Below are 23,821 nucleotides of genomic sequence, written 5' to 3'. Positions count from 1 at the left end.
CTGTGGCACAGGACGTGCTCACCGACCTGAACAAGGTCCGCAACATCGGCATCATGGCGCACATCGATGCCGGCAAGACCACGACCACCGAGCGCATCCTGTTCTACACGGGCATCACGCACAAGATCGGTGAAGTCCACGACGGCGCAGCCACGATGGACTGGATGGCGCAGGAGCAGGAACGCGGCATCACCATCACGTCGGCCGCGACGACCTGCTTCTGGGACAACAACCAGATCAACATCATCGACACCCCGGGTCACGTCGACTTCACGGTCGAGGTGGAGCGCTCGCTCCGCGTCCTCGACGGTGCCGTTGCCGTGTTCGACGGCAAGGAAGGTGTCGAGCCGCAGTCCGAGACCGTGTGGCGTCAGGCGGACAAGTACAACGTCCCGCGCATCTGCTTCGTCAACAAGATGGACAAGCTCGGTGCGGACTTCTACTTCACCGTCGACACCATTGTGAACCGCCTGGGCGCCGAGCCCCTCGTGCTGCAGCTCCCGATCGGCGCGGAGTCCTCGTTCGAGGGTGTCGTCGACCTGGTCGAGATGCGTGCACTCACGTGGCGCGGCGACGCCAAGGGTGACGTCCAGATGGGCGCCAAGTACGAGATCGAAGAGATCCCGGCTGACCTGGCAGACCGTGCCGCCGAGTACCGCGAGAAGCTCATCGAGCGCGTGGCCGAGGCGAACGACGAGCTCATGGAGCGCTTCCTCGAGGGTGACACCGACTTCTCGGTCGCCGAGATCAAGGCCGCGATCCGTGCCCTCACGGTGAACAGCGAGATCTACCCGGTCCTGTGTGGTTCGGCGTTCAAGAACCGTGGCGTGCAGCCGATGCTCGACGCGGTCATCGACTACCTGCCGTCGCCGCTCGACGTCCCGCCGATGATCGGTCACGACGTCAAGGACGAAGAGAAGGAGATCATCCGCAAGCCGGAGGCCTCCGAGCCCTTCTCCGCGCTGGCCTTCAAGGTCGCCGTGCACCCGTTCTTCGGCCGTCTGACCTACGTCCGCGTGTACTCCGGCCACATCGAGTCCGGCGCCCAGGTCATCAACTCGACCAAGGGCAAGAAGGAGCGCATCGGCAAGATCTTCCAGATGCACTCCAACAAGGAGAACCCGGTCGACGCCGTCACCGCCGGTCACATCTACGCGGTCATCGGCCTCAAGGACACGACCACCGGCGACACGCTCTGCGACCCGCAGGACCAGGTCGTCCTCGAGTCGATGACGTTCCCGGAGCCGGTCATCGAGGTCGCGATCGAGCCGAAGACCAAGGCTGACCAGGAGAAGCTCTCCACGGCCATCCAGAAGCTCGCCGAAGAGGACCCGACGTTCCGCGTCGAGCTCAACGCCGAGACCGGTCAGACCACGATCAAGGGCATGGGCGAGCTCCACCTCGACATCCTGGTCGACCGCATGAAGCGTGAGTTCCACGTCGAGGCGAACGTCGGCAAGCCCCAGGTGGCCTACCGCGAGACGTTGACCAAGGTCGTCGAGCGCTACGACTACACCCACAAGAAGCAGACCGGTGGTTCCGGTCAGTTCGCGAAGGTGCAGATCGCGCTCGAGCCGATGGAGGTCACCTCCGAGAAGGTCTACGAGTTCGTCAACGCCGTCACCGGTGGTCGCGTCCCGCGCGAGTACATCCCGTCGGTCGACGCCGGCATCCAGGACGCCATGCAGGTCGGCATCCTGGCCGGGTACCCGACGGTCGGCGTGAAGGCCACCCTCAAGGACGGCGCGGCGCACGACGTCGACTCGTCCGAGATGGCGTTCAAGATCGCCGGCTCGATCGCGTACAAGGAAGCGGCCCGCAAGGCCGGTCCGGTCATCCTCGAGCCGATCATGGCCGTCGAGGTGCGCACGCCCGAGGAGTACATGGGCGACGTGATCGGTGACCTCAGCTCCCGTCGTGGCAACATCGCTGCGATGGAGGACGCCTCGGGCGTCAAGGTGGTCCGCGCGAGCGTGCCGCTGTCCGAGATGTTCGGCTACGTCGGGGACCTTCGTTCGAAGACCTCCGGTCGTGCCGTCTACTCGATGACCTTCGAGACCTACAACCAGGTCCCGTCGAACGTCGCCGAGGAGATCGTCGCGAAGGCCAAGGGAGAATAACGCTCTCGAGCGTGTTCTCCACAGGCGAGGGTGCCCGGCGACGGGCCCCTCGCCACCAAGTACAGTAAAGACACACACACCGCGGACCACTCGCTCGCATCCCGACCGGGATGCCCCCGGGGGTGCCGCATCCGAGTCCTGAGGAGGACCCACAGTGGCCAAGGCCAAGTTCGAGCGCACCAAGCCGCACGTCAACATCGGAACCATCGGTCACGTCGACCACGGCAAGACCACGCTCACGGCGGCGATCACCAAGGTTCTGCACGACCAGTACCCGGACCTCAACGAGGCCCGTGACTTCGCTCAGATCGACAACGCTCCCGAAGAGCGCCAGCGCGGCATCACGATCAACATCTCCCACGTCGAGTACCAGACCGAGAAGCGCCACTACGCGCACGTCGACGCTCCTGGTCACGCCGACTACGTGAAGAACATGATCACCGGTGCGGCCCAGATGGACGGCGCGATCCTCGTGGTCGCCGCCACCGACGGTCCCATGCCCCAGACGCGTGAGCACGTGCTGCTCGCTCGCCAGGTCGGCGTGCCCTACATCGTCGTCGCGCTGAACAAGTCCGACATGGTGGACGACGAGGAGATCCTGGAGCTCGTCGAGCTCGAGGTCCGCGAGCTCCTCGGCTCGCAGGAGTTCGACGAGGACGCCCCCGTCGTGCAGGTCTCGGCGCTCAAGGCGCTCGAGGGCGACGAGAAGTGGGTCAAGTCGGTCCAGGACCTCATGGCCCAGGTCGACGAGTTCGTGCCGGACCCCGTGCGTGCCACGGACCAGCCCTTCCTCATGCCGATCGAGGACGTCTTCACGATCACCGGTCGTGGAACCGTCGTCACCGGCCGTGTCGAGCGCGGCGAGCTGGACCTCAACTCCGAGGTCGAGATCGTCGGCATCAAGGCGACCCAGAAGACCACGGTCACGGGTATCGAGATGTTCCGCAAGCTGCTGGACAAGGCAGTCGCCGGTGACAACACCGGTCTGCTCATCCGTGGCCTCAAGCGCGAGGACGTCGAGCGCGGCCAGGTCGTCGTGAAGCCGGGTTCGGTCACGCCGCACACCGAGTTCAAGGCGAACGCGTACATCCTGAACAAGGAAGAGGGCGGCCGTCACAACCCGTTCTACGCGAACTACCGCCCGCAGTTCTACTTCCGCACCACGGACGTCACCGGCGTCATCACGCTGCCTGAGGGCACCGAGATGGTCATGCCCGGCGACACCGTCTCCATGACCGTTGAGCTGATCCAGCCCATCGCCATGGAAGAGGGCCTCCGTTTCGCCATCCGTGAGGGTGGACGTACGGTCGGCGCCGGTACGGTCGAGTCGATCATCAAGTAACTCGCACCACCAGTCGCAGCGGGGTCGGACCTTCGGGTCCGGCCCCGCTGTCGCGTTCCCGGGCGGCGCCCGCAGCCTCCCCGGACGGCCCCCGCACCGTTCCGGACGGCCCGAGTCGCCCTGGGCGCCTCCGTTCCCCGAGTGTTCGCCTGCGCTCGGCGGACAGGGCCGCGGCGGGCGAGCAGCATGTGCTGCAGAGGGTCGGAACGTCCGGCCGTCGACGAGGAGGCATCATGGCCGGGTTCGACGACATCCAGAAGAACGTGTCCGCGAAGGCAGAGGACGTCACCGAGAAGGCGAAGGCGTTCGTCGACGCGAACAAGGACAAGATCGAAGAGGCACTGAAGAGCGACAAGGTCGAGGACGTGTCGGACAAGATCATCCACGGCCTGGCCGACGGCATCAAGAAGGTCACGGGCGGCCGCTACGACGAGCAGATCGACGACGCTGCCGCCAACGTCGACAAGCACATCGGCAAGGAGTGACCGCCGGCTGAGGTCGCCGCCCGTGGTCACGCCCAGCCCGGGTCGTGTTGGCTCGACGAGTGACACGACTCCGCAGATCCAAGACCGACGGCCGCGGCTACCACCGCGTCCGCAGTGGTCGTGGGTTCTCCTTCCGCGACCCCGACGGCGCCACGGTCACCGACCCCGCGATCCGGCAGCGCCTCGAGGAGTTCGTCATCCCGCCGGCGTGGGACGACGTCTGGATCTCCCCGTACGAGAACGGGCACATCCTGGCGACGGGGATCGACGGTGCCGGGCGGCGCCAGTACATGTACCACCCCTCGTGGCGCGAGCGGATGGACAAGATCAAGTACGACCGTGCCCTGGCGTTGGCCGAGTCGTTGCCGGGTGCGCGACGCATGGTCACGCAGGACCTGCGCCGACCCGAGCCCGACCAGCAGCGGTCGCTGGCCGCAGCGTTCCGGATGCTCGACCAGGGATCGCTCCGCGTCGGGTCCGAGCGGTACGCCACCGAGCACGGCAGCCGGGGCCTCTCGACGCTCCTGTGTGCACACGCGAAGGTGTCCGGCGACGACATCGAGCTCGCGTTCCCGGGCAAGAGCCACCAGGAGTGGTCCTCGTCGATCCACGACCCGGACCTGGCGAAGGTGATCGTCGGGATGAAGCGGCGGGGTCCGAACGCCCGGCTGCTGTCGTACCGTCAGGGCCGCGGTGCGGACTGGGAGCCGCTGTCGGCCGAGGACATCAACGCCTACGTCAAGGAGCGTGCGGGCGACGACTTCACCGCGAAGGACTTCCGGACGCTGCACGGCACCGTCGCCGCGGCGATCGACCTGGCCAAGACCGGTGTGCAGCCCACGGCGACCAAGCGCAAGCAGGCGGTGTCGCACGCGGTGAAGGCCGCGAGCGGGGTCCTCGGCAACACCCCGACCGTCGCGCGGGCGAGCTACATCGACCCGCGACTGCTCGACGCGTACGACCACGGCGAGACGATCGACCCGGCCCGACTCCACGCCGCGGAGTCCGAGGTCCGGGCGCTGCTCTACCGCCAATGAGGGGATCGGTGCCGCACGGGCGCCGGGATGACGTAGCGTTGACCCTCGTGCCGTTCCACCCCCACGCGGCACGGAAGGACCCACACCAGTCGTGACCGACGAGTGCATCCACGGATTCCCCACCGAACTCTGCGACATCTGCGCACCGCGCCAGCGTGACGTGCCAGAGGTCCCCAAGGCCCCCGCGCCCCGACGGACGCGTGTCAGCACGTCGCTCCGGTCGACCCCCGGCGGGTCTCCCGCCCGTGCGAAGGCCACCGCCCTGCGCGTCGCCCAGCCCGAGCTGCCCGCGACACGGGTGTTCGGCACCCTGCGCGCGCACCACGTCACGCACATCGACAACTTCGACGCCATCGTCGCCGACCAGGCGATCGCCGCGGCCGACCGGATCACGCCGTCGTACGACATCAGTGCGCCCGAACTCCGGGCACGTCGGGCAGCGGCGACCGCGCCGGACGGCTCTCCGGTGTCGAACCACGTGCCGTTCTCGCTCTCGCCCGACGGCGCCCGGTGGGACGAGGTCCGCCGAGGCGCCGAGGACACGACCCGCTGGTCGGATGCCGCCCGTCAGGCGCGGGGCATCGACTACGTGGTGCTGGTGGTCCCCACCGCCGCGTTCGGCGCCTCGGTCATCCTCGCCGACACGGACGCGGACGACGACGACGTGCGCTTCGCCGTGGGCCCGGAGGCCGCGGCGAACCTGCTGCGGCGCACCGACATGACCGACCCGGAGATGCACGGACTCGAGCTGCTCGCCGGACCCAGCGTGCCGTTCTCGTCGGTCGCCGTCATCGGCGTGCCGAACGACCGCACCCGCCACGCGGTGAAGGACATCCTGTCCGAGCACGGCGGCCACGCACCCCGCGTCGCGGTGTTCCCGCCGTGGTTCGTGCCGCCCGTCGTCCCCGACGAGGACTGAGCCACACCGACCCGCGTGGTGTCCCGACCGAGCGTCGGAGGCACCGCGCGTGACGGAGCCGAGCCGGGCCTCCAGGCTGGCGGATCCGCATCAGACCGGGGGAGTGGCCGGTCCGCGACACGCCCGGACCGTCGCGACACGCCCGGGTTGCACGGACCGAGCCGCTATGGGAGACTTGTCCGGTTCGGAAATTCCTCGGGCGTTCGCGCCCGCACGGATCACTGCTCTGGCAGTGCACAACCCCTCTGTCCAGCAGAGCTGGGTTGGGCCGCAGGCAGCAGAACACGCTCGCTCCACCAGCACGTCGGCCAGCCGGCGTGTGGATGCGACACGTCCACGCGGGCCGTCATGTGCACCACGGCATGACCGCCCACGCGGTTGACAGGAGAACAGCGGTCATCCCCAGCGGATGCGTCCGGTGATCCACGTAAACAGCCAGGTCCGCACAGGGCGGAACCCGGCGGTGTCAGGCGGCCTGAGGGTGCGCGGCGCAGAGAGGACAGAGAACACATGGCGGGACAGAAGATCCGCATCCGGCTCAAGTCGTACGACCACGAGGTCATCGACACGTCGGCCCGGAAGATCGTCGACACGGTGACCCGTGCCGGTGCGACCGTGGTCGGCCCGGTGCCGCTCCCCACCGAGAAGAACGTGATCGCAGTGATCCGTTCCCCTCACAAGTACAAGGACTCGCGCGAGCACTTCGAGAAGCGCACGCACAAGCGGGTCATCGACATCGTCGACCCGACGCCGAAGGCCGTCGACTCGCTCATGCGTCTCGACCTCCCGGCCGACGTCAACATCGAGATCAAGCTGTAAGGGGGCTGGACTGATGGCGAACTCAACCAAGTCCGTGAAGGGCCTCCTCGGCAAGAAGCTCGGGATGACCCAGGTGTGGGACGAGAACAACAAGTTCATCCCCGTCACCGTGATCGAGGTCGGCCCGAACGTGGTCACCCAGATCCGCAACGTCGAGCGCGACGGCTACGAGGCGATCCAGATCGCCGCGGGCCAGATCGACCCCCGCAAGGTGAACAAGCCGGCCGCTGGCCACTTCGAGGCCGCCGGGGTCACCCCGCGCCGCACCCTCACCGAGATCCGCACGTCGGACGCAGGCGAGTACACGCTGGGCCAGGAGCTCACCGTGGACGCCACGTTCGAGGCCGGCGCGAAGGTCGACGTCGTCGGCACGAGCAAGGGCAAGGGCTTCGCGGGTGTCATGAAGCGCCACGGCTTCGCCGGCGTCTCCGCATCGCACGGTGCGCACCGCAACCACCGCAAGCCCGGCTCGATCGGTGCTTCCTCGACCCCGTCGCGTGTCTTCAAGGGCATGCGCATGGCCGGTCGCATGGGTGGCGAGCGTGTCACCGTCCTCAACCTCACGGTGCACGCCGTCGACGCCGAGAAGGGTCTGCTGCTCGTCAAGGGCGCCGTCCCCGGTGCGCGCGGTCGCTCCGTCTTCGTCCGCACCGCTGTGAAGGGCAAGTGATCATGGCCACCACGACAGCAACCACGATCGACGTCCTCGACGCATCAGGTGCCGTGTCCGGCACCGTCGAGCTCCCCGGTGAGCTCTTCGACGTCGTGACCAACGTCGCGCTCATCCACCAGGTCGTCACGGCGCAGCGCGCCGCGTCGCGCCAGGGCACGCACAAGACCAAGAACCGCGGCGAGGTCCGCGGTGCCGGTCGCAAGCCGTTCAAGCAGAAGGGCACCGGCCGCGCCCGTCAGGGTTCCGTCCGTGCGCCCGAGCACACCGGCGGTGGCGTCGTCCACGGACCGACCCCCCGCGACTACTCGCAGCGCACCCCGAAGAAGATGATCGCCGCAGCCCTGCTCGGCTCGCTCTCGGACCGCGCCCGCGGTGGCCGCATCTCCGCTGTGGAGGGCTTCGTCGCGGCCGAGGTGCCGTCGACCAAGACCGCCCGCACGCTCATCGAGAAGGTCGCGCCCGTCAAGAACGTGCTCGTCGTGCTCGAGTCGGACGACGAGCTGACGCTCAAGTCGATCCGCAACCTGCCGAACGTCCACGCGCTCTCGTACGGCCAGCTGAACGCCTACGACGTCCTCGTGTCGGACGCCATCGTCTTCAGCAAGAGCGCCCTCGACGCCTTCATCGCGTCGAAGACCGCGAAGGAGATCACCGCATGAGCGGCTTCAACAAGGACCCGCGCGACATCATCATCTCGCCGGTCGTGTCGGAGAAGAGCTACGGCCTCATCGACCAGGGCAAGTACACGTTCATCGTGGACCCCCGCGCGAACAAGACCGAGATCAAGCTCGCGATCGAGAAGATCTTCAACGTCAAGGTCGCCGGCATCAACACGCTGAACCGTCCGGGCAAGACCCGCCGCACCAAGTTCGGTCTGGGCAAGCGCAAGGACACCAAGCGTGCCATCGTGACGCTCAAGTCCGGTTCGATCGACATCTTCACGGCTGTCGGCTGAGGACCAGAGGGATAAATCATGGCTATTCGTAACTACAAGCCGACGACCCCGGGTCGTCGTGGCTCCTCGGTCGCCGACTTCGCCGAGATCACCCGCTCGACCCCGGAGAAGTCCCTGCTTCGTCCGCTGCCGAAGACCGGTGGCCGCAACAGCTCGGGCCGCATCACCACCCGTCACATCGGTGGTGGCCACAAGCGCCAGTACCGCGTGATCGACTTCCGTCGTCACGACAAGGACGGCGTGGACGCCAAGGTCGCGCACATCGAGTACGACCCGAACCGCACCGCGCGCATCGCGCTGCTGCACTACGTGGACGGCACGAAGCGCTACATCATCGCGCCGAACAAGCTCAAGCAGGGCGACGTCGTCGAGCAGGGCGCCGGGGCCGACATCAAGCCCGGCAACAACCTGCCGCTGCGCAACATCCCCGTGGGTACGGTCGTGCACGCGATCGAGCTCCGCCCCGGTGGCGGCGCCAAGCTCGCTCGTTCGGCCGGCGCCTCGGTGCGTCTCGTCGCCAAGGACGGCCCCTACGCGCAGCTCCGTCTGCCGTCGGGCGAGGTCCGCAACGTCGACGCACGCTGCCGCGCCACGATCGGCGAGGTCGGCAACGCCGAGCAGTCGAACATCAACTGGGGCAAGGCCGGCCGCATGCGCTGGAAGGGCGTCCGCCCGACCGTGCGTGGTGTCGCCATGAACCCGGTCGACCACCCGCACGGTGGTGGTGAGGGCAAGACGTCCGGTGGCCGTCACCCGGTCAGCCCCTGGGGCCAGGCCGAGGGTCGGACGCGCAAGCCGAACAAGCCGAGCGACAAGCTCATCGTCCGTCGCCGTAACGCCGGCAAGAAGCGCAAGTAGGAGTTCAGAAGATGCCACGCAGTCTGAAGAAGGGCCCCTTCGTCGACGAGCACCTGCTTCGCAAGGTCGTCACGCAGAACGAGGCCAGCACGAAGAACGTGATCCGCACGTGGTCGCGCCGCTCGATGATCGTGCCGAACATGCTCGGTCACACCATCGCGGTGCACGACGGACGCAAGCACATCCCGGTGTTCGTCACCGAGTCGATGGTCGGTCACAAGCTCGGCGAGTTCGCGCCGACCCGGACCTTCCGCGGTCACGTGAAGGACGACAAGAAGGGCCGTCGCCGCTAAGGCGGCGACGCAGAGGAGGAACGAAATGGTGGAGTCGATCGCACGCGTGCGACACATCCGCGTCACGCCTCAGAAGGCCCGTCGCGTCATCGAGCTGATCCGCGGCAAGCAGGCCCACGAGGCGCTCGCCATCCTGAAGTTCGCCCCCCAGGGCGCTTCGGAGCCCGTGTACAAGCTGGTCGCCTCGGCGATCGCCAACGCACGTGTCAAGGCGGACTCGACGAACAGCTTCCTGGACGAGCGCGACCTCTACGTGAGCCGCGTCTTCGTCGACGAAGGAACGACCCTCAAGCGGTTCCAGCCGCGCGCCCAGGGCCGTGCCTTCCGGATCAACAAGCGCACCAGCCACATCACGGTGGTCCTCGCGACCCCGGACGAGGCTGAGGCTGCCGCGACGAGCAAGAAGGCGAGCAAGTAATGGGCCAGAAGGTCAACCCGTACGGCTTCCGTCTCGGGATCACGACGGACCACGTCTCGCACTGGTTCACCGACAGCACGAAGGCCGGCCAGCGCTACGCCGACTACGTCGCCGAGGACATCAAGGTGCGTCAGTACCTGAAGAAGACCCTCGACCGTGCCGGCGTCGCCCGCATCGAGCTCGAGCGCACCCGTGACCGTGTCCGCGTGGACATCCACACGGCGCGTCCGGGCATCGTCATCGGTCGCCGCGGCGCCGAGGCCGAGCGCATCCGCGGTGAGCTCGAGAAGCTCACCAAGAAGCAGATCCAGCTCAACATCCTCGAGGTCAAGAACCCCGAGACCGAGGCCCAGCTCGTCGCGCAGGGCATCGCCGAGCAGCTCTCCGCTCGTGTCGCGTTCCGTCGCGCCATGCGCAAGGGCCTGCAGGGTGCACAGCGCGCCGGCGCCAAGGGTGTCCGCATCCAGGTCGCTGGTCGTCTCGGCGGCGCCGAGATGTCGCGCTCGGAGTTCTACCGCGAAGGCCGTGTGCCGCTGCACACCCTCCGCGCGAACATCGACTACGGCTTCTACGAGGCGCGCACCACCTTCGGCCGCATCGGCGTGAAGGTCTGGATCTACAAGGGCGACATCACCAACAAGGAGCTCGCTCGCGAGCAGGCGAACCAGCGTTCGTCCCGCCCCGAGCGTCGTGGTGGCCCGCGTGGCGACCGCAACGACCGTGGCGACCGCGGTGACCGTCGTGGTGGCGACCGCGGCGGCCGTGAGCAGCAGGCTCCGCAGGACGCGCCGGCCGGCGCAGGAGTTGAGGCGTAACCATGCTTATCCCCCGTCGAGTCAAGCACCGCAAGCAGCACCACCCGAAGCGCTCGGGTCAGGCCACCGGTGGCACCAAGGTCTCCTTCGGTGACTACGGCATCCAGGCCCTGACCCCCGCCTACGTGACCAACCGTCAGATCGAGTCCGCTCGTATCGCGATGACGCGTCACATCAAGCGTGGCGGCAAGGTGTGGATCAACATCTACCCGGACCGCCCGCTCACCAAGAAGCCCGCCGAGACCCGCATGGGTTCCGGTAAGGGTTCGCCCGAGTGGTGGATCGCGAACGTCAAGCCGGGTCGCGTGCTCTTCGAGCTCTCCGGCGTCAGCGAGGAAATCGCCCGTGAGGCGTTGACCCGTGCAATTCACAAGCTGCCCCTCAAGGCACGCATCATCAAGCGCGAGGAGGGCGACGCATAATGGCGATCGGTTCCAAGGAGCTCCGTCCGACTGAGCTCGACACGTTCGAGAACGAGCGTCTCGCTGACGAGCTGAAGAAGGCCAAGGAGGAACTCTTCAACCTCCGTTTCCAGTCGGCCACCGGCCAGCTGGAGAGCCACGGTCGACTTCGTGCCGTCAAGCGCGACATCGCCCGGATCTACACCGTCCTGCGTGAGCGCGAGCTCGGCATCCGTGCCACTCCTGCGCCCGTCGAGACCGCAACCAAGGCCAAGAAGTCGACGAAGAAGGCTGACAAGCCCGCTGCGACGACCGAGGCCGAGACCGCCGAGGAGAACTGATGGCGAACGAAGAGAAGGACTCCGCCGCCCTCACCCGCGGCTACCGCAAGACGCGCCGCGGCTACGTGACCAGCGACAAGATGGACAAGACCATCGTCGTCGAGGTCGAGGACCGCGTGAAGCACGCCCTCTACGGCAAGGTCATCCGCCGCACCTCCAAGGTGAAGGCGCACGACGAGGCTGGTTCGGCCGGCATCGGCGACCTCGTCGTGATCAGCGAGACCCGTCCCCTCAGCGCCTCCAAGCGCTGGCGCCTGGTCGAGATCCTCGAGAAGGCCAAGTAGGCCTGACGGCCCGCTTGCGGAAATAGGAGACAGCAGTGATTCAGCAGGAATCCCGCCTGAAGGTCGCCGACAACACGGGTGCCAAGGAGATCTTGACCATCCGCGTTCTCGGTGGCTCGGGTCGTCGCTACGCCGGACTCGGTGACGTCATCGTCGCCACGGTGAAGGACGCCATCCCCGGCGGCAACGTGAAGAAGGGTGACGTCGTCAAGGCGGTCATCGTTCGCACCAAGAAGGAGACCCGTCGCAACGACGGCTCCTACATCAAGTTCGACGAGAACGCGGCAGTGATCCTCAAGGCCGACGGCGACCCGCGCGGAACGCGCATCTTCGGGCCGGTCGGTCGTGAACTTCGCGACAAGAAGTTCATGAAGATCATCTCGCTCGCGCCGGAGGTGCTGTAAGCCATGGCGAACATCAAGAAGGGTGACCTCGTCCAGGTCATCACGGGCGCGACGCAGGAGCGTGGCGGCGACCGTGGCAAGCAGGGCAAGGTCATCGAGGTCCTCAAGGACAAGAACCGCGTCGTCGTCGAGGGCGTGAACTTCGTCACGAAGCACGTCCGCGTCGGGCAGACCCAGCGCGGCTCGAAGACCGGTGGCATCGAGAAGCACGAGGCTTCGATCCACGTCTCGAACGTCGCGATCGTCGACCCCAAGACGAAGAAGCCGACCCGCGTCGGCTTCCGCACCGAAGAGGTGGAGAAGGACGGCGTCAAGAAGACCGTCCGCGTCCGCTACGCCAAGAAGTCTGGTGAGAAGCTCTGATGACTGACACGACTGCCGCGACGACGGAGAACGTCCAGCCGCGCCTGAAGCAGAAGTACAAGGACGAGATCAAGACGGCGCTGACCGAGCAGTTCGGCTACGGCAACGTCAACCAGGTCCCCGGCCTGGTCAAGGTCGTCGTCAACACCGGTGTCGGTGAAGCCGCTCGCGACTCGAAGATCATGGACGGGGCCATCAAGGACCTGACCGCGATCACGGGTCAGAAGCCCCAGGTCACGATGGCCCGCAAGTCCATCGCGCAGTTCAAGCTGCGTGAGGGCCAGGCCATCGGCGCACACGTCACCCTGCGTGGCGACCGTGCGTGGGAGTTCCTGGACCGGCTGCTGTCGCTGGCGCTGCCCCGTATCCGCGACTTCCGTGGTCTCAGCGACCGCCAGTTCGACGGCAACGGCAACTACACGTTCGGTCTCTCGGAGCAGAGCATGTTCCACGAGATCGACCAGGACCGCATCGACCGTGTCCGCGGGTTCGACATCACCGTCGTGACCTCCGCGAAGACGGACGAAGAGGGACGCGCGCTGCTCAAGCAGCTGGGCTTCCCGTTCCGCTCGGCCGAGCAGACGGTCTAAACTACTTCGGGCGGTGCGGGCCGGAGGACTTCCAAGTCCTCCGGCCCGCACGCACGAACACCCCGACTCCAGGGAATCGCCCCGGAGTCACTCGATCGCTCAGGTCGGCACTCGTGGAACGGGTGTCGAAACCAGGCGGAGAACGGATTCACATCATGACGATGACCGATCCGGTCGCAGACATGCTGACCAGATTGCGGAACGCGAACTCGGCGCACCACGACGCCGTGTCGCTTCCGAGCAGCAAGCTCAAGACCACCATCGCTGACATCCTCAAGCGCGAGGGCTACATCAGCGAGTGGAAGGTCGAGGACGCCCGCGTGGGCAAGACCCTCACCATCGAGTTGAAGTACGGCCCCGAGCGCGAGCGTTCGATCGCCGGCATCAAGCGCGTGTCGAAGCCCGGCCTCCGGGTCTACGCGAAGTCGACGGAGATCCCCCAGGTCCTCGGTGGCCTCGGCGTGGCGATCCTCTCGACCTCCTCGGGGCTCCTGACCGACCGCGAAGCCGAGCAGAAGGGCGTGGGTGGGGAAGTCCTCGCCTACGTTTGGTGATCGAACATGTCTCGAATCGGACGTCTCCCCATTGACATCCCCGCCGGCGTGACCGTCTCGGTCGACGGCCCCAACGTCGCGGTCAAGGGCCCGAAGGGCGAGCTCGCGCTCGTCATCGCGGAGCCCATCCAGGCCAGCGTCGAGGAGAACCAGGTCCTCGTCACCCGTCCGGACGACGAGCGCTCGTCGCGGTCGCTGCACGGCCTGACCCGCACGCTCATCGCGAACCAGATCATCGGCGTCACCCAGGGCTACTCCAAGGGCCTCGAGGTCGTCGGTACCGGTTACCGCGTGCAGGCGAAGGGCGCGAACCTCGAGTTCGCGCTCGGTTACTCCCACTCGATCACGGTCGAGCCGCCGGCGGGCATCAGCTTCGCCGTCGAGGGCAACAACAAGGTCACCGTCAACGGCATCGACAAGCAGGCCGTCGGCGAGGTCGCTGCGAACATCCGCAAGCTGCGGAAGCCCGAGCCCTACAAGGGCAAGGGTGTCCGTTACGCGGGCGAGAACGTGCGCCGCAAGGCCGGAAAGTCAGGTAAGTGATCATGGCTATCGGAACTCGTACCCGAGGCAAGAGCAAGGCGGCCGCCAAGGCCCGCCGCCACAACCGTCTCCGCAAGAAGATCACCGGCACCGAGGCACGTCCCCGTCTCGCCGTCACCCGCTCGGCACGTCACGTGTTCGTGCAGGTCATCGACGACGCCAAGGGCCACACCCTGGCGAGCGCCTCGACGATGGAGGCCGACCTCCGTTCGTTCGACGGCGACAAGACCGCCAAGGCACGTCGTGTCGGCGAGCTCCTCGCCGAGCGTGCCAAGGCCGCCGGTGTCGAAGCCGTCGTGTTCGACCGCGGTGGTAGCAAGTACGCCGGTCGCGTCGCCGCGATCGCCGATGGTGCCCGTGAAGGAGGGCTGAACCTGTGAGCGACATCGCGAACAACAGCAACGCCGAGGAGACCCCGGCCGTCGAGGAGACGACCGAGGCCACCAGCGCTGAGACCACCGAGGCCACCAGCGCCGAGGAGACCAGCACCGAGGAGACCCCCAAGGCCGAGGCCACCGACGCCAAGGCGGAGGCTGCTGCCCCCGTCGCCGAGCGTCCGGTCGAGACCGCTGCGGGCTCCGCGTCGAACAACCGCGACTCGGCCGACAACCGTGGCCGTCGTGGTGGCGGACGTGACCGTCAGCAGGGCCGCGACCGCGACAAGCGCGGTGGCGACAGCCAGTTCCTCGAGCGCGTCGTGACGATCAACCGCGTCTCGAAGGTCGTCAAGGGTGGTCGTCGCTTCAGCTTCACCGCACTCGTCGTCGTCGGTGACGGCAACGGGCTGGTCGGTGTCGGCTACGGCAAGGCCAAGGAGGTCCCCACGGCGATCTCCAAGGGCGTCGAAGAGGCGAAGAAGAACTTCTTCCGCGTCCCGCGCGTCGGCAACACCATCCCGCACCCGGTGCAGGGTGAAGCCGCCGCCGGTGTCGTCCTGCTGCGCCCGGCCGCTGCCGGTACCGGTGTCATCGCCGGTGGTCCGGTCCGCGCCGTGCTCGAGTGCGCCGGCATCCACGACGTCCTGAGCAAGTCCCTCGGGTCGTCCAACACCATCAACATCGTGCACGCCACGGTCGAGGCCCTCAAGCAGCTCGAGGAGCCCCGCGCCGTCGCCGCACGTCGTGGCCTCGACATCGACCACGTCGTGCCGGCTCGCCTCCTGAAGGCCGAGGCGGCAGCACATGCCGCAGCGACCGAGAAGGCAGGTGCCTGATGGCCATGCTGAAGATCACGCAGACGAAGTCCGTCATCAGCGAGAAGCAGTACCAGCGCGACACGCTCCGCAGCCTGGGTCTCAAGCGCATCGGCCGTACGGTCCTGCGTGAGGACAACGCCCAGAACCGCGGGTACGTCGCAACGGTGGCGCACCTCGTGAAGGTCGAGGAGGTCGACGCATGAGCGACGAGAAGAACGAGCGCGTCCAGATCCTGAAGGTGCACCACCTTCGTCCGGCCGCTGGCTCGAAGAAGGACCGCACCCGTGTGGGTCGCGGTGAAGGCTCGAAGGGCAAGACCGCGGGCCGCGGTACCAAGGGCACGAAGGCCCGTTACCAGGTCCGCGTCGGCTTCGAGGGTGGGCAGATGCCGCTGCACATGCGCACCCCGAAGCTCCGCGGGTTCAAGAACCCGTTCCGCGTCGAGTACCAGGTCGTGAACCTGGACAAGCTCGCGGAGCTGTACCCGAACGGTGGCGACGTCACCGTTGCGGACCTGGTCGCCAAGGGCGCCGTCCGCAAGAACGAGAAGGTCAAGGTTCTCGGTCAGGGTGACATCAGCGTGAAGCTCACCGTCACGGTCGACAAGGTCTCGGGCTCCGCCCAGGACAAGATCGTGGCTGCGGGCGGCACCGTCACCGAGTAGTCCCGTCGGCGGCCCGTGCATTGCGCACGGGCCGCCGTTACGGTTTCCTTGATGGAGGCCCGGATCACCGTTCCAGCGGACCCGGGCCACGCGGTCGGCGCTTCCGGCCACGGGCGGTTCCGCCCGGCACGATCGGCAAGACCGGTCCCCAGAAGTTCGGAGTTCTCGTGTTCAGAGCGGTCGCGCGCATCATGCGCACCCCCGATCTTCGGAAGAAGATCGGCTTCACCCTCGCGATCATCGCGCTGTTCCGCCTGGGGTCCTACATCCCGGCACCGTACGTCGACTACGCCGCGGTGCAGACCTGCCTCGCGAGCGCTTCGTCCTCGGGCGGTCTCTACGACCTGATCAACCTGTTCTCGGGTGGAGCGCTGCTGAAGCTCTCCGTGTTCGCGCTCGGGATCATGCCGTACATCACGTCGTCGATCATCGTGCAGCTCCTGCGCGTGGTCATCCCGCACTTCGACGCCCTCTACAAAGAAGGCCAGACCGGTCAGGCCAAGCTGACCCAGTACACGCGCTACCTCACCATCGCGCTCGGTGTGCTGCAGTCCACGACGCTGATCACCGTCGCCCGTTCCGGCCAGCTCTTCGGCACGAACGCCAGCGCTTCCTGCTCGTCGATCATCTCGAACGACAGCTGGTACGCGATCATGCTCATGGTCGTCACCCTGACCGCCGGCACCGGTCTCATCATGTGGATGGGCGAGCTCGTCACCGAGCGCGGCATCGGCAACGGCATGTCCCTGCTCATCTTCACGTCCATCGCAGCGCAGTTCCCCTCGGCGCTCTGGGCCATCGAGCAGTCGCAGTCCTTCGAGCTCTTCCTGTTCGTCATCCTGGTCGGCCTGGTCATCATGATGGCCGTCGTCTTCGTCGAGCAGTCGCAGCGGCGGATCCCGGTGCAGTACGCCAAGCGCATGGTCGGCCGTCGGACCTACGGCGGCAACAACACGTACATCCCCATCAAGGTGAACATGGCCGGCGTCGTGCCCGTCATCTTCGCCTCGTCGCTGCTGTACCTGCCGGCCCTGGTCGCGCAGTTCAACCAGCCCTCGGACGGCTCCGCGCCAGCCGCGTGGGTGACCTGGATCCAGAGCAACCTGACCTCGGGTGACAACTGGTTCTACATGGTCCTGTACTTCCTGCTCATCGTCGGCTTCACGTACTTCTACGTCGCGATCACCTTCAACCCCGAAGAGGTCGCCGACAACATGAAGAAGTACGGCGGGTTCATCCCGGGTATCCGTGCCGGTCGTCCGACGGCCGAGTACCTCGACTACGTCCTGACCCGGGTGACGTTGCCCGGCTCGCTCTACCTCGGTCTCATCGCGCTCATCCCGCTGGCAGCACTGGCGCTGTTCGGCGCGAACCAGAACTTCCCGTTCGGTGGCGCGAGCATCCTCATCATCGTGGGTGTCGGTCTCGAGACCGTGAAGCAGATCGACTCGCAGCTGCAGCAACGTCACTACGAAGGGCTTCTCCGTTGAGCGCACGTCTCATCATCGTCGGACCTCCCGGAGCGGGGAAGGGCACCCAGGCCGGCCGCATCGCCGAGTCCTTCGGCATCCCCGCGGTCTCGACAGGGGACATCTTCCGCAAGAACGTGACCGAGGGCACGCCGCTCGGGCTCCAGGCGAAGGCGATCATGGACGCGGGCGACTACGTCCCGGACTCGCTGACGAACGAGCTGGTCAAGTCCCGCCTGCAGGAGCCCGACGCCGAGCGCGGCTTCCTGCTCGACGGGTACCCGCGGACCGTCGGTCAGGTCGAGTACCTCGACGGGCTGCTGTCCGACCAGGGCGCCGGCATCGACGCGGTCGTCCGGCTGGTCGCCGACCAGGACGCGCTCGTCGGTCGCCTGCTCAAGCGTGCTGAGCAGCAGGGACGCAGCGACGACAACGAGGAGACGATCCGTCGTCGCCAGCAGGTCTACCTCGAGCAGACCGCGCCGATCGTCGACGCCTACCAGCAGCGCGGGCTCGTCGTCGACGTCGACGGACTCGGTGGCATCGACGAGGTCGGCGACCGGATCCAGTCCGCGCTCGCGTCCCGCGGGCTGACCGCCGGCGTCTGACCCGCGTGGTCCGTCTCCGCAAGCCGTCGATCTACAAGACGCCGGACGAACTCCGGGCGATGGTGCGGCCCGGTCTGCTGACCGAGGCCGCACTCGTCGCCGTCCGCGCCGCGATCCGCCCCGGCATCACCACGGGTGAACTCGACGCCATCGCCGAGCAGACCATCCGTGACGGCGGCGGCATCCCGAACTTCCAGCTCGTGCCGGGCTACCGGCACACGCTCTGCGTCTCGGTGAACGACGAGGTCGTGCACGGGATCCCGGGGGACCGGGTCCTGCAGCCCGGGGACCTGGTGTCGGTCGACGCCGGCGCCGAGGTGGACGGCTGGAACGGCGACAGCGCCTTCTCGACCGTCGTGCCCGGCGGGGACGCGACGATCACCGCGGCCCGCCAACGGCTCGTCGACGTGACGGAGCGGTCGCTCTGGCACGGCATCGCGGCCCTCGCGCGCGCCCGGAACCTCAACGAGGTCGGCGACGCGGTCGAGGACGCCATCGACGGGACCGGCACCTGGGGGATCGTCGAGGACTTCACGGGCCACGGCATCGGCCGGTCCATGCACGAGGACCCGCCGGTCTTCAACTACCGCATCCGTGGCGCCGGTCCGGCGGTGCGCCCCGGCCTGGTGGTCGCCATCGAGCCGATGGTCACCGCCGGCACGATCGACAGCTCGACGGACGACGACGACTGGACCGTGCGGACCCTCGACGGCACGGACGCAGCCCACTGGGAGCACAGCGTCGCGGTGCACGCCGACGGCGTCTGGGTGCTGACGGCCGCAGACGGTGGGGCGTCCGGCCTGGCCCCGCTGGGTGTGACGCCGGTCCCGATCCCGTAGGACGGGCCTCCAGACCGGTCAGGTGGTTCCGGACCGGCCAGGAGGCTCGGGGCGGGCCCGCCCCGTCGGCGTCAGTTGCCGACGGAGCAGGTCTGCTCGGCTGCGCTCTGACCGGTGATGGTCGACGGCAGAGCCGTCGCCGGCGTCGCCGGTGCTGCGGTGGCCGGGGCCGACGACGCGGCGGACGGCGTGCCGGGCGCCGCGCTGCCGTCGCTGGTGCCCGTCGTCCCGCCGGTGCCGGCTGCCTCTTCCGAGGCGCGTCCGGTCTTCGAGTCGCTGAGCGTGGTCTTCTCGTCTGTCTGCAGGGCGACGTTGAGGGCGTGTGCGGCGTCCTGCGCGACGATGACCCGGGCCTGGTCCGCCGGGTCGTCGACCACCGGGTACTGGACGAAGAGCATGTTCGAGGTGCTCATGCCCCGCAGCGCGCTGGCGAGCCCGACGAGGGTGCGGGTCTGCGCCAGCCCGTCGGAGAGCGTCATGTTGCTGAGCGCGGCACCGGCGAGCTTGTAGAGCGTGACGGGGTTCGAGAGCGTGTCGCCCGAGGTCACCTTGCGCAGCAGCGCCGACAGGAAGACCTGCTGCGAGCTGATGCGCGCGAGGTCGCTGCCGTCGCCGACGCCGTGACGCGTGCGGAGGAACGCCAGCGCGTCAGAGCCGGCAAGGTTGTGCGACCCGGCTGCCAGGTGCAGGCCGGTGAAGTCGTCGTCGATGGGCTTCGCGACACAGACGTCGACACCGCCGAGCGCGTTGGACATCTCGATGACGCCGTCGAACGTGATGAGGCCGGCGTAGGGCACGCTGAGCCCGGTGAGGTTCTCCACCGTGTCGACCACGCACGAGACGCCACCGTTGCCGAGCGCCGTGTTGAACTGCGCGGACGACGACGCGGGGTAGGCGGTGCCCGTCTGCGGGTTCGTGCACGCCGGGATCGGGACCATCAGGTCGCGGGGGAAGCTCACCGCGGTCAGCTGCTGGTGGTCCTGCGAGACGTGGATCAGGATCGTGACGTCGTTCCGGGCTCCCTGGACGTCCTCGTCCGAGTCGAACTGCCCGACGCGGGTGTCGCTGCCGATGAGCAGGATGTTCGCGCCGCCCTTGATCGCGGTGATGTCCGCAGTCTTCGCGGTGGCCTGGTCGTCCTTGCTGAGCTGGACGGTGTGCGGGGCGGCGGCGAGCTGCGCGCCGGCGATCGCGGCGACGCTCGTGCCGCTGACGAGCACGACGGCGAGGGCGGAGGCGACGACCGACACCAGCGTGGTCCATCCGCGTCGGCGCGCGAGTCGGCCGTGGCGGGCGAAGGGCCGCTCGGGGCGGGTGGCTGGCACAGGGGTCTCCGATCAGCAGGCTGCGATGTCACCGTAGGGCCGTCGCCCTGCTCGTCCCCCGGAGCGCGCCGCCAAACCACTGTGGAACGCTGGAGGGGCGTTCAGGAAGCCCCAGCACTGGGGGCGCGGCGATCGCACTTGGCAAACCGGCGGCTGTCACATAAGATCGATCTTTGGTGTGCCATGCCTGTCGGGCGTGGCGCCCGACCCGCAGACCGGCTCGGGGATCACACCGGTAATCCAACCAAGCGACAGTGAGGCTATGGCCAAGAAAGACGGCGTCATCGAGATCGAAGGCTCGGTGCTCGAAGCTCTGCCCAACGCGATGTTCCGCGTTGAGCTGACCAATGGGCACAAGGTCCTCGCGCACATCTCCGGGAAGATGCGCCAGCACTACATCCGCATCCTCCCCGAGGACCGCGTGATCGTGGAGCTGAGCCCGTACGACCTGACCCGCGGCCGGATCGTCTACCGCTACAAGTGATCCGCGAGCTGGAAAGGAACGACTCGGCGAACCCGCCGAGCACGAAGCCAGCGAGCACGAGGAACCAGCAATGAAGGTCAACCCCAGCGTCAAGCCCATCTGCGAGCACTGCCGTGTCATCCGCCGCAAGGGCCGCGTCATGGTGATCTGCAAGAGCAACCCGCGTCACAAGCAGCGCCAGGGCTAGTCCCCGGAGCTGCCTGAGGCGGGAACGTCCCCTGGACGGCCTGCGCAGGAGCACAACTCAACATCGAACACGCAGTACCAGAACCCGTGACCAGCGTCCGCGCCGGCCATCGGGGGACACCTCGGGGCGGAGGCCCGAGCACCGGTACTGCGCCACACCTCCATCGACAACAGGAGCAGCCAGCACATGGCACGTCTAGCAGGCGTCGACATCCCGCGCGAGAAGCGCGTGGAGATCGCACTCACGTACATCTACGGCGTCGGCCGCACCCGCGCGGTCAAGACGCTCGCGGACACCGGTATCTCCGGTGACATCCGCGTCAAGGACCTCACCGACGACCAGTTGGTCGCCCTTCGTGACTACATCGAGGGCAACTACAAGGTCGAGGGTGATCTCCGTCGCGAGGTCGCAGCCGACATCCGCCGCAAGGTCGAGATCGGCAGCTACGAGGGCCTTCGGCACCGTCGTGGTCTCCCGGTGCGCGGTCAGCGCACGAAGACCAACGCGCGTACCCGCAAGGGACCGAAGCGCACCGTGGCAGGCAAGAAGAAGGCCCGATAGGAGATCATCATGGCTACCCCCAAGACTGCCGCGCGCAAGCCGCGCCGCAAGGAGAAGAAGAACGTCGCCGTGGGCCAGGCCCACATCAAGAGCACGTTCAACAACACGATCGTCAGCATCACCGACCCGTCGGGTGCCGTCCTGAGCTGGGCGTCCTCGGGTGCCGTCGGCTTCAAGGGCTCGCGCAAGTCCACGCCGTTCGCGGCGCAGCTCGCCGCCGAGTCCGCTGCGCGTCAGGCGCAGGAGCACGGCGTCAAGAAGGTCGACGTCTTCGTGAAGGGCCCGGGTTCGGGTCGCGAGACCGCGATCCGTTCCCTGCAGGCCGCCGGCCTCGAGGTCGGTTCGATCAACGACGTCACGCCGCAGGCGCACAACGGGTGCCGCCCGCCCAAGCGTCGCCGCGTCTGACGCGAGGAGCAGCCGGCCGTTCCCCGCTCGTTCCCTGACGGGACACCTCTCCTGAGAGGTGCTCCCGTCCGGTGGGAGCGAGCGGGGCCGGCCATTCCTGGTCGTTCGATCGCGTACCTGAAGTACGCGTGATCACAACTCAACAGACCCGTCGGGGCCCGGCCGGCCCCGTCGTACCGCCGAGTGTCATATAGCGGACACTCCGCCGAAAGGAATCCCACAGTGCTCATTGCACAGCGCCCCACCCTCACCGAGGAGTCGATCTCCGAGCACCGCTCGCGCTTCGTCATCGAGCCGCTCGAGCCGGGCTTCGGCTACACCCTCGGGAACTCGCTGCGCCGCACGCTCCTCTCCTCGATCCCCGGCGCGGCTGTCACCAGCATCCGCATCGACGGCGTCCTCCACGAGTTCAGCACCGTCCCCGGTGTCAAGGAAGACGTCACCGAGATCATCCTCAACATCAAGAGCCTGGTCGTCTCCAGCGAGCACGACGAGCCCATCACGGCGTACCTGCGCAAGCAGGGTGCCGGTCAGGTCACCGCCGCGGACATCTCCGCGCCGGCCGGCGTCGAGATCCACAACCCGGACCTCGTCATCGCGACCCTGAACGACACCGCGCGCTTCGAGCTCGAACTGACGATCGAGCGTGGCCGCGGCTACGTCTCGGCGACCCAGAACCGCTCGGAGTTCAGCGAGGCCGGGCAGATCCCGATCGACTCGATCTACTCGCCCGTGCTCAAGGTCACCTACCGCGTCGAGGCGACGCGTGCCGGTGAGCGCACGGACTTCGACCGTCTGGTCGTCGACGTCGAGTCGAAGCCGGCCATCACGCCGCGCGACGCCATCGCGTCGGCCGGTCGGACGCTCGTCGAGCTGTTCGGTCTGGCTCGTGAGCTCAACACGGCGGCCGAGGGCATCGAGATCGGCCCCGCGCCGGTCGACGCCGTGCTCTCGAACGAGCTGCAGACCCCGATCGAGGACCTCGACCTGTCGGTCCGCAGCTACAACTGCCTGAAGCGGGAGGGCATCAACACGGTGTCCGAGCTCGTCGCCCTGTCGGAGACGCAGCTCATGAACATCCGCAACTTCGGTCAGAAGTCGGTGGACGAGGTCAAGGACAAGCTCACCGAGCTCGGCCTGTCCCTCAAGGACACCGTCCCCGGATTCGACGGCGCCCACTTCTACAGCGGGTACGACGAGGACGAGTCCAGCAACTGACCTCGCGCTGATGCGCACGCGCGTCGTCACGGCGCGCACCACTCTTTCACCACTGGAGAACTGACATGCCGAAGCCCACCAAGGGCCCCCGCCTCGGTGGCGGTCCCGCCCACGAGCGCCTGCTCCTGAGCAACCTCGCCAACGCCCTGTTCACGCACGGCCGCATCACCACCACCGAGACCAAGGCCAAGCGCCTGCGTCCGGTCGCCGAGCGTCTCATCACGTTCGCGAAGCGTGGGGACCTGCACGCACGCCGTCGCGTCATCGCGGCCCTGCGCGACAAGACCGTGGTGCACACGCTGTTCACGGAGATCGCGCCCCAGGTGGCCGACCGCCAGGGCGGCTACACCCGCATCACCAAGCTCGGTTTCCGCAAGGGCGACAACGCGCCCCTCGCGTCGATCGAGCTCGTCCTCGAGCCGCTCTCGAGCACGCCGGCCCCGGTGCAGCGCAACGCTGCTCCGGCCGCTGCTGCGCCCGTCGCCGAGGACACCACCGAGGAGGCCCCGGTCGAGTCGACCGAGACCACCGAGGAGTCGGCTCCGGTCGAGGCAGAGACCAAGACCGAGGCAGCTGCCGAGGTCGAGGACGACGCCGCCGCGAAGTCGGACGACAGCAAGTAACAGCACCACCACGAAGCCCCCGCAGC

General features: G+C 67.5%; 35 protein-coding genes. 34 read left to right on the top strand and 1 reads right to left on the bottom strand.

What is annotated here, in order from left to right; translation table 11 throughout:
• Positions 1-2 precede the first annotated feature (2 nt).
• The 28 genes from fusA to map all read left to right on the top strand — a co-directional run bounded on the left by fusA (position 3) and on the right by map (position 18,989).
• Positions 3-2,120, top strand: coding sequence for an elongation factor G (gene fusA / locus BIU90_RS06990; RefSeq protein WP_071299504.1), 2,118 nt, complete (start codon positions 3-5; stop codon positions 2,118-2,120).
• 154 nt (positions 2,121-2,274) lie between these two features.
• A complete protein-coding gene (gene tuf / locus BIU90_RS06985) occupies positions 2,275-3,462 on the top strand; it encodes an elongation factor Tu (protein ID WP_071299503.1) in 1,188 nt (395 codons plus the stop codon).
• 233 nt (positions 3,463-3,695) lie between these two features.
• Positions 3,696-3,947 carry an antitoxin gene (locus BIU90_RS06980; protein ID WP_071299502.1) on the top strand — a complete coding sequence of 84 codons (252 nt, stop codon included), beginning with the start codon at positions 3,696-3,698 and terminating at the stop codon, positions 3,945-3,947.
• Between the two features lie 59 nt (positions 3,948-4,006).
• Positions 4,007-4,984, top strand: a complete 978-nt coding sequence (locus BIU90_RS06975) for a DNA topoisomerase IB (protein WP_071299501.1) — start codon at positions 4,007-4,009, stop codon at positions 4,982-4,984.
• A 91-nt stretch (positions 4,985-5,075) separates the two neighbouring features.
• A complete protein-coding gene (locus tag BIU90_RS06970; protein ID WP_083403770.1) occupies positions 5,076-5,903 on the top strand; it encodes a DarT ssDNA thymidine ADP-ribosyltransferase family protein in 828 nt (275 codons plus the stop codon).
• A 510-nt stretch (positions 5,904-6,413) separates the two neighbouring features.
• Positions 6,414-6,722 (top strand): 30S ribosomal protein S10, encoded by a 309-nt coding sequence (gene rpsJ / locus BIU90_RS06965; RefSeq protein ID WP_017885534.1) that lies wholly within the window; start codon positions 6,414-6,416, stop codon positions 6,720-6,722.
• Positions 6,723-6,735: 13 nt separating this feature from the next.
• Positions 6,736-7,392: a 50S ribosomal protein L3 gene (rplC, locus tag BIU90_RS06960; RefSeq protein WP_071299500.1), complete on the top strand. Its 657-nt coding sequence runs from the start codon at positions 6,736-6,738 to the stop codon at positions 7,390-7,392.
• Positions 7,393-7,394: 2 nt separating this feature from the next.
• Positions 7,395-8,054: a 50S ribosomal protein L4 gene (gene rplD, locus BIU90_RS06955; protein ID WP_071299499.1), complete on the top strand. Its 660-nt coding sequence runs from the start codon at positions 7,395-7,397 to the stop codon at positions 8,052-8,054.
• A complete protein-coding gene (rplW, locus tag BIU90_RS06950; protein ID WP_056121415.1) occupies positions 8,051-8,350 on the top strand; it encodes a 50S ribosomal protein L23 in 300 nt (99 codons plus the stop codon). The genes rplD and rplW overlap by 4 nt, the downstream gene beginning before the upstream one ends.
• An 18-nt stretch (positions 8,351-8,368) precedes the next feature.
• Positions 8,369-9,208: a 50S ribosomal protein L2 gene (rplB, locus tag BIU90_RS06945; protein WP_071299498.1), complete on the top strand. Its 840-nt coding sequence runs from the start codon at positions 8,369-8,371 to the stop codon at positions 9,206-9,208.
• Positions 9,209-9,219: 11 nt separating this feature from the next.
• The gene (rpsS, locus tag BIU90_RS06940) at positions 9,220-9,501 is read left to right on the top strand and encodes a 30S ribosomal protein S19 (RefSeq protein WP_071276761.1); all 282 of its coding nucleotides are present in this window, start codon (positions 9,220-9,222) and stop codon (positions 9,499-9,501) included.
• A gap of 25 nt (positions 9,502-9,526) precedes the next feature.
• Positions 9,527-9,919 carry a 50S ribosomal protein L22 gene (gene rplV / locus BIU90_RS06935; protein WP_056121420.1) on the top strand — a complete coding sequence of 131 codons (393 nt, stop codon included), beginning with the start codon at positions 9,527-9,529 and terminating at the stop codon, positions 9,917-9,919.
• Entirely contained in the window at positions 9,919-10,734 is an 816-nt protein-coding gene (gene rpsC / locus BIU90_RS06930; protein ID WP_071299497.1) for a 30S ribosomal protein S3, read from the top strand. The genes rplV and rpsC overlap by 1 nt, the downstream gene beginning before the upstream one ends.
• A 2-nt stretch (positions 10,735-10,736) precedes the next feature.
• Positions 10,737-11,156, top strand: coding sequence for a 50S ribosomal protein L16 (rplP, locus tag BIU90_RS06925; protein ID WP_071299496.1), 420 nt, complete (start codon positions 10,737-10,739; stop codon positions 11,154-11,156).
• Positions 11,156-11,476, top strand: a complete 321-nt coding sequence (gene rpmC / locus BIU90_RS19160) for a 50S ribosomal protein L29 (RefSeq protein ID WP_071299495.1) — start codon at positions 11,156-11,158, stop codon at positions 11,474-11,476. Before rplP ends, rpmC begins: the two co-directional genes overlap by 1 nt.
• Positions 11,476-11,760 carry a 30S ribosomal protein S17 gene (rpsQ, locus tag BIU90_RS06915; protein ID WP_056121429.1) on the top strand — a complete coding sequence of 95 codons (285 nt, stop codon included), beginning with the start codon at positions 11,476-11,478 and terminating at the stop codon, positions 11,758-11,760. Before rpmC ends, rpsQ begins: the two co-directional genes overlap by 1 nt.
• Before the next feature lie 35 nt (positions 11,761-11,795).
• Positions 11,796-12,164, top strand: coding sequence for a 50S ribosomal protein L14 (gene rplN / locus BIU90_RS06910; RefSeq protein ID WP_071299494.1), 369 nt, complete (start codon positions 11,796-11,798; stop codon positions 12,162-12,164).
• Between the two features lie 3 nt (positions 12,165-12,167).
• Positions 12,168-12,527: a 50S ribosomal protein L24 gene (gene rplX / locus BIU90_RS06905; protein ID WP_071299493.1), complete on the top strand. Its 360-nt coding sequence runs from the start codon at positions 12,168-12,170 to the stop codon at positions 12,525-12,527.
• Complete coding sequence (rplE, locus tag BIU90_RS06900; RefSeq protein ID WP_071299492.1) at positions 12,527-13,117, top strand: 50S ribosomal protein L5; 591 nt, start codon at positions 12,527-12,529, stop codon at positions 13,115-13,117. The genes rplX and rplE overlap by 1 nt, the downstream gene beginning before the upstream one ends.
• Positions 13,118-13,272: 155 nt before the next feature.
• A complete protein-coding gene (gene rpsH / locus BIU90_RS06895) occupies positions 13,273-13,671 on the top strand; it encodes a 30S ribosomal protein S8 (protein WP_071276748.1) in 399 nt (132 codons plus the stop codon).
• Positions 13,672-13,677: 6 nt separating this feature from the next.
• On the top strand, positions 13,678-14,214 hold the full coding sequence (rplF, locus tag BIU90_RS06890; protein ID WP_071299491.1) for a 50S ribosomal protein L6: 537 nt from the start codon (positions 13,678-13,680) through the stop codon (positions 14,212-14,214).
• Between the two features lie 2 nt (positions 14,215-14,216).
• Positions 14,217-14,594 (top strand): 50S ribosomal protein L18, encoded by a 378-nt coding sequence (rplR, locus tag BIU90_RS06885; protein WP_071299490.1) that lies wholly within the window; start codon positions 14,217-14,219, stop codon positions 14,592-14,594.
• Positions 14,591-15,427, top strand: coding sequence for a 30S ribosomal protein S5 (rpsE, locus tag BIU90_RS06880; RefSeq protein ID WP_071299489.1), 837 nt, complete (start codon positions 14,591-14,593; stop codon positions 15,425-15,427). Before rplR ends, rpsE begins: the two co-directional genes overlap by 4 nt.
• Positions 15,427-15,612: a 50S ribosomal protein L30 gene (rpmD, locus tag BIU90_RS06875; RefSeq protein ID WP_022906355.1), complete on the top strand. Its 186-nt coding sequence runs from the start codon at positions 15,427-15,429 to the stop codon at positions 15,610-15,612. The genes rpsE and rpmD overlap by 1 nt, the downstream gene beginning before the upstream one ends.
• Entirely contained in the window at positions 15,609-16,073 is a 465-nt protein-coding gene (gene rplO, locus BIU90_RS06870) for a 50S ribosomal protein L15 (RefSeq protein WP_071299488.1), read from the top strand. The genes rpmD and rplO overlap by 4 nt, the downstream gene beginning before the upstream one ends.
• Positions 16,074-16,240: 167 nt before the next feature.
• A complete protein-coding gene (gene secY / locus BIU90_RS06865; protein ID WP_071299487.1) occupies positions 16,241-17,563 on the top strand; it encodes a preprotein translocase subunit SecY in 1,323 nt (440 codons plus the stop codon).
• Entirely contained in the window at positions 17,560-18,150 is a 591-nt protein-coding gene (locus tag BIU90_RS06860; protein WP_071299486.1) for an adenylate kinase, read from the top strand. Before secY ends, BIU90_RS06860 begins: the two co-directional genes overlap by 4 nt.
• Positions 18,151-18,155: 5 nt before the next feature.
• A complete protein-coding gene (map, locus tag BIU90_RS06855; protein ID WP_083403769.1) occupies positions 18,156-18,989 on the top strand; it encodes a type I methionyl aminopeptidase in 834 nt (277 codons plus the stop codon).
• 71 nt (positions 18,990-19,060) lie between these two features.
• On the opposite strand, the gene BIU90_RS06850 is transcribed toward map, so the two are convergent.
• Positions 19,061-20,314, bottom strand: a complete 1,254-nt coding sequence (locus BIU90_RS06850; RefSeq protein WP_071299485.1) for an LCP family protein — start codon at positions 20,312-20,314, stop codon at positions 19,061-19,063.
• A gap of 262 nt (positions 20,315-20,576) precedes the next feature.
• On the opposite strand from BIU90_RS06850, the gene infA reads away from it, so the two are divergent.
• From infA to rplQ, 6 genes are all read left to right on the top strand, one after another.
• Complete coding sequence (infA, locus tag BIU90_RS06845) at positions 20,577-20,798, top strand: translation initiation factor IF-1 (protein ID WP_017885509.1); 222 nt, start codon at positions 20,577-20,579, stop codon at positions 20,796-20,798.
• A 70-nt stretch (positions 20,799-20,868) separates the two neighbouring features.
• Complete coding sequence (gene rpmJ / locus BIU90_RS06840; protein ID WP_022903266.1) at positions 20,869-20,985, top strand: 50S ribosomal protein L36; 117 nt, start codon at positions 20,869-20,871, stop codon at positions 20,983-20,985.
• A 186-nt stretch (positions 20,986-21,171) separates the two neighbouring features.
• Positions 21,172-21,546 (top strand): 30S ribosomal protein S13, encoded by a 375-nt coding sequence (gene rpsM / locus BIU90_RS06835; protein WP_071299484.1) that lies wholly within the window; start codon positions 21,172-21,174, stop codon positions 21,544-21,546.
• Positions 21,547-21,555: 9 nt separating this feature from the next.
• A complete protein-coding gene (rpsK, locus tag BIU90_RS06830; RefSeq protein WP_017885507.1) occupies positions 21,556-21,954 on the top strand; it encodes a 30S ribosomal protein S11 in 399 nt (132 codons plus the stop codon).
• A gap of 222 nt (positions 21,955-22,176) precedes the next feature.
• The gene (locus BIU90_RS06825; protein WP_056121453.1) at positions 22,177-23,172 is read left to right on the top strand and encodes a DNA-directed RNA polymerase subunit alpha; all 996 of its coding nucleotides are present in this window, start codon (positions 22,177-22,179) and stop codon (positions 23,170-23,172) included.
• A 65-nt stretch (positions 23,173-23,237) separates the two neighbouring features.
• A complete protein-coding gene (rplQ, locus tag BIU90_RS06820) occupies positions 23,238-23,795 on the top strand; it encodes a 50S ribosomal protein L17 (protein WP_071299483.1) in 558 nt (185 codons plus the stop codon).
• Positions 23,796-23,821: the final 26 nt, after the last annotated feature.

Origin of the sequence: Curtobacterium sp. MCBA15_001 (assembly GCF_001864835.1) — a bacterium.
Taxonomy (GTDB): domain Bacteria; phylum Actinomycetota; class Actinomycetes; order Actinomycetales; family Microbacteriaceae; genus Curtobacterium.
This window is presented reverse-complemented; position numbering and strand designations above follow the sequence as displayed.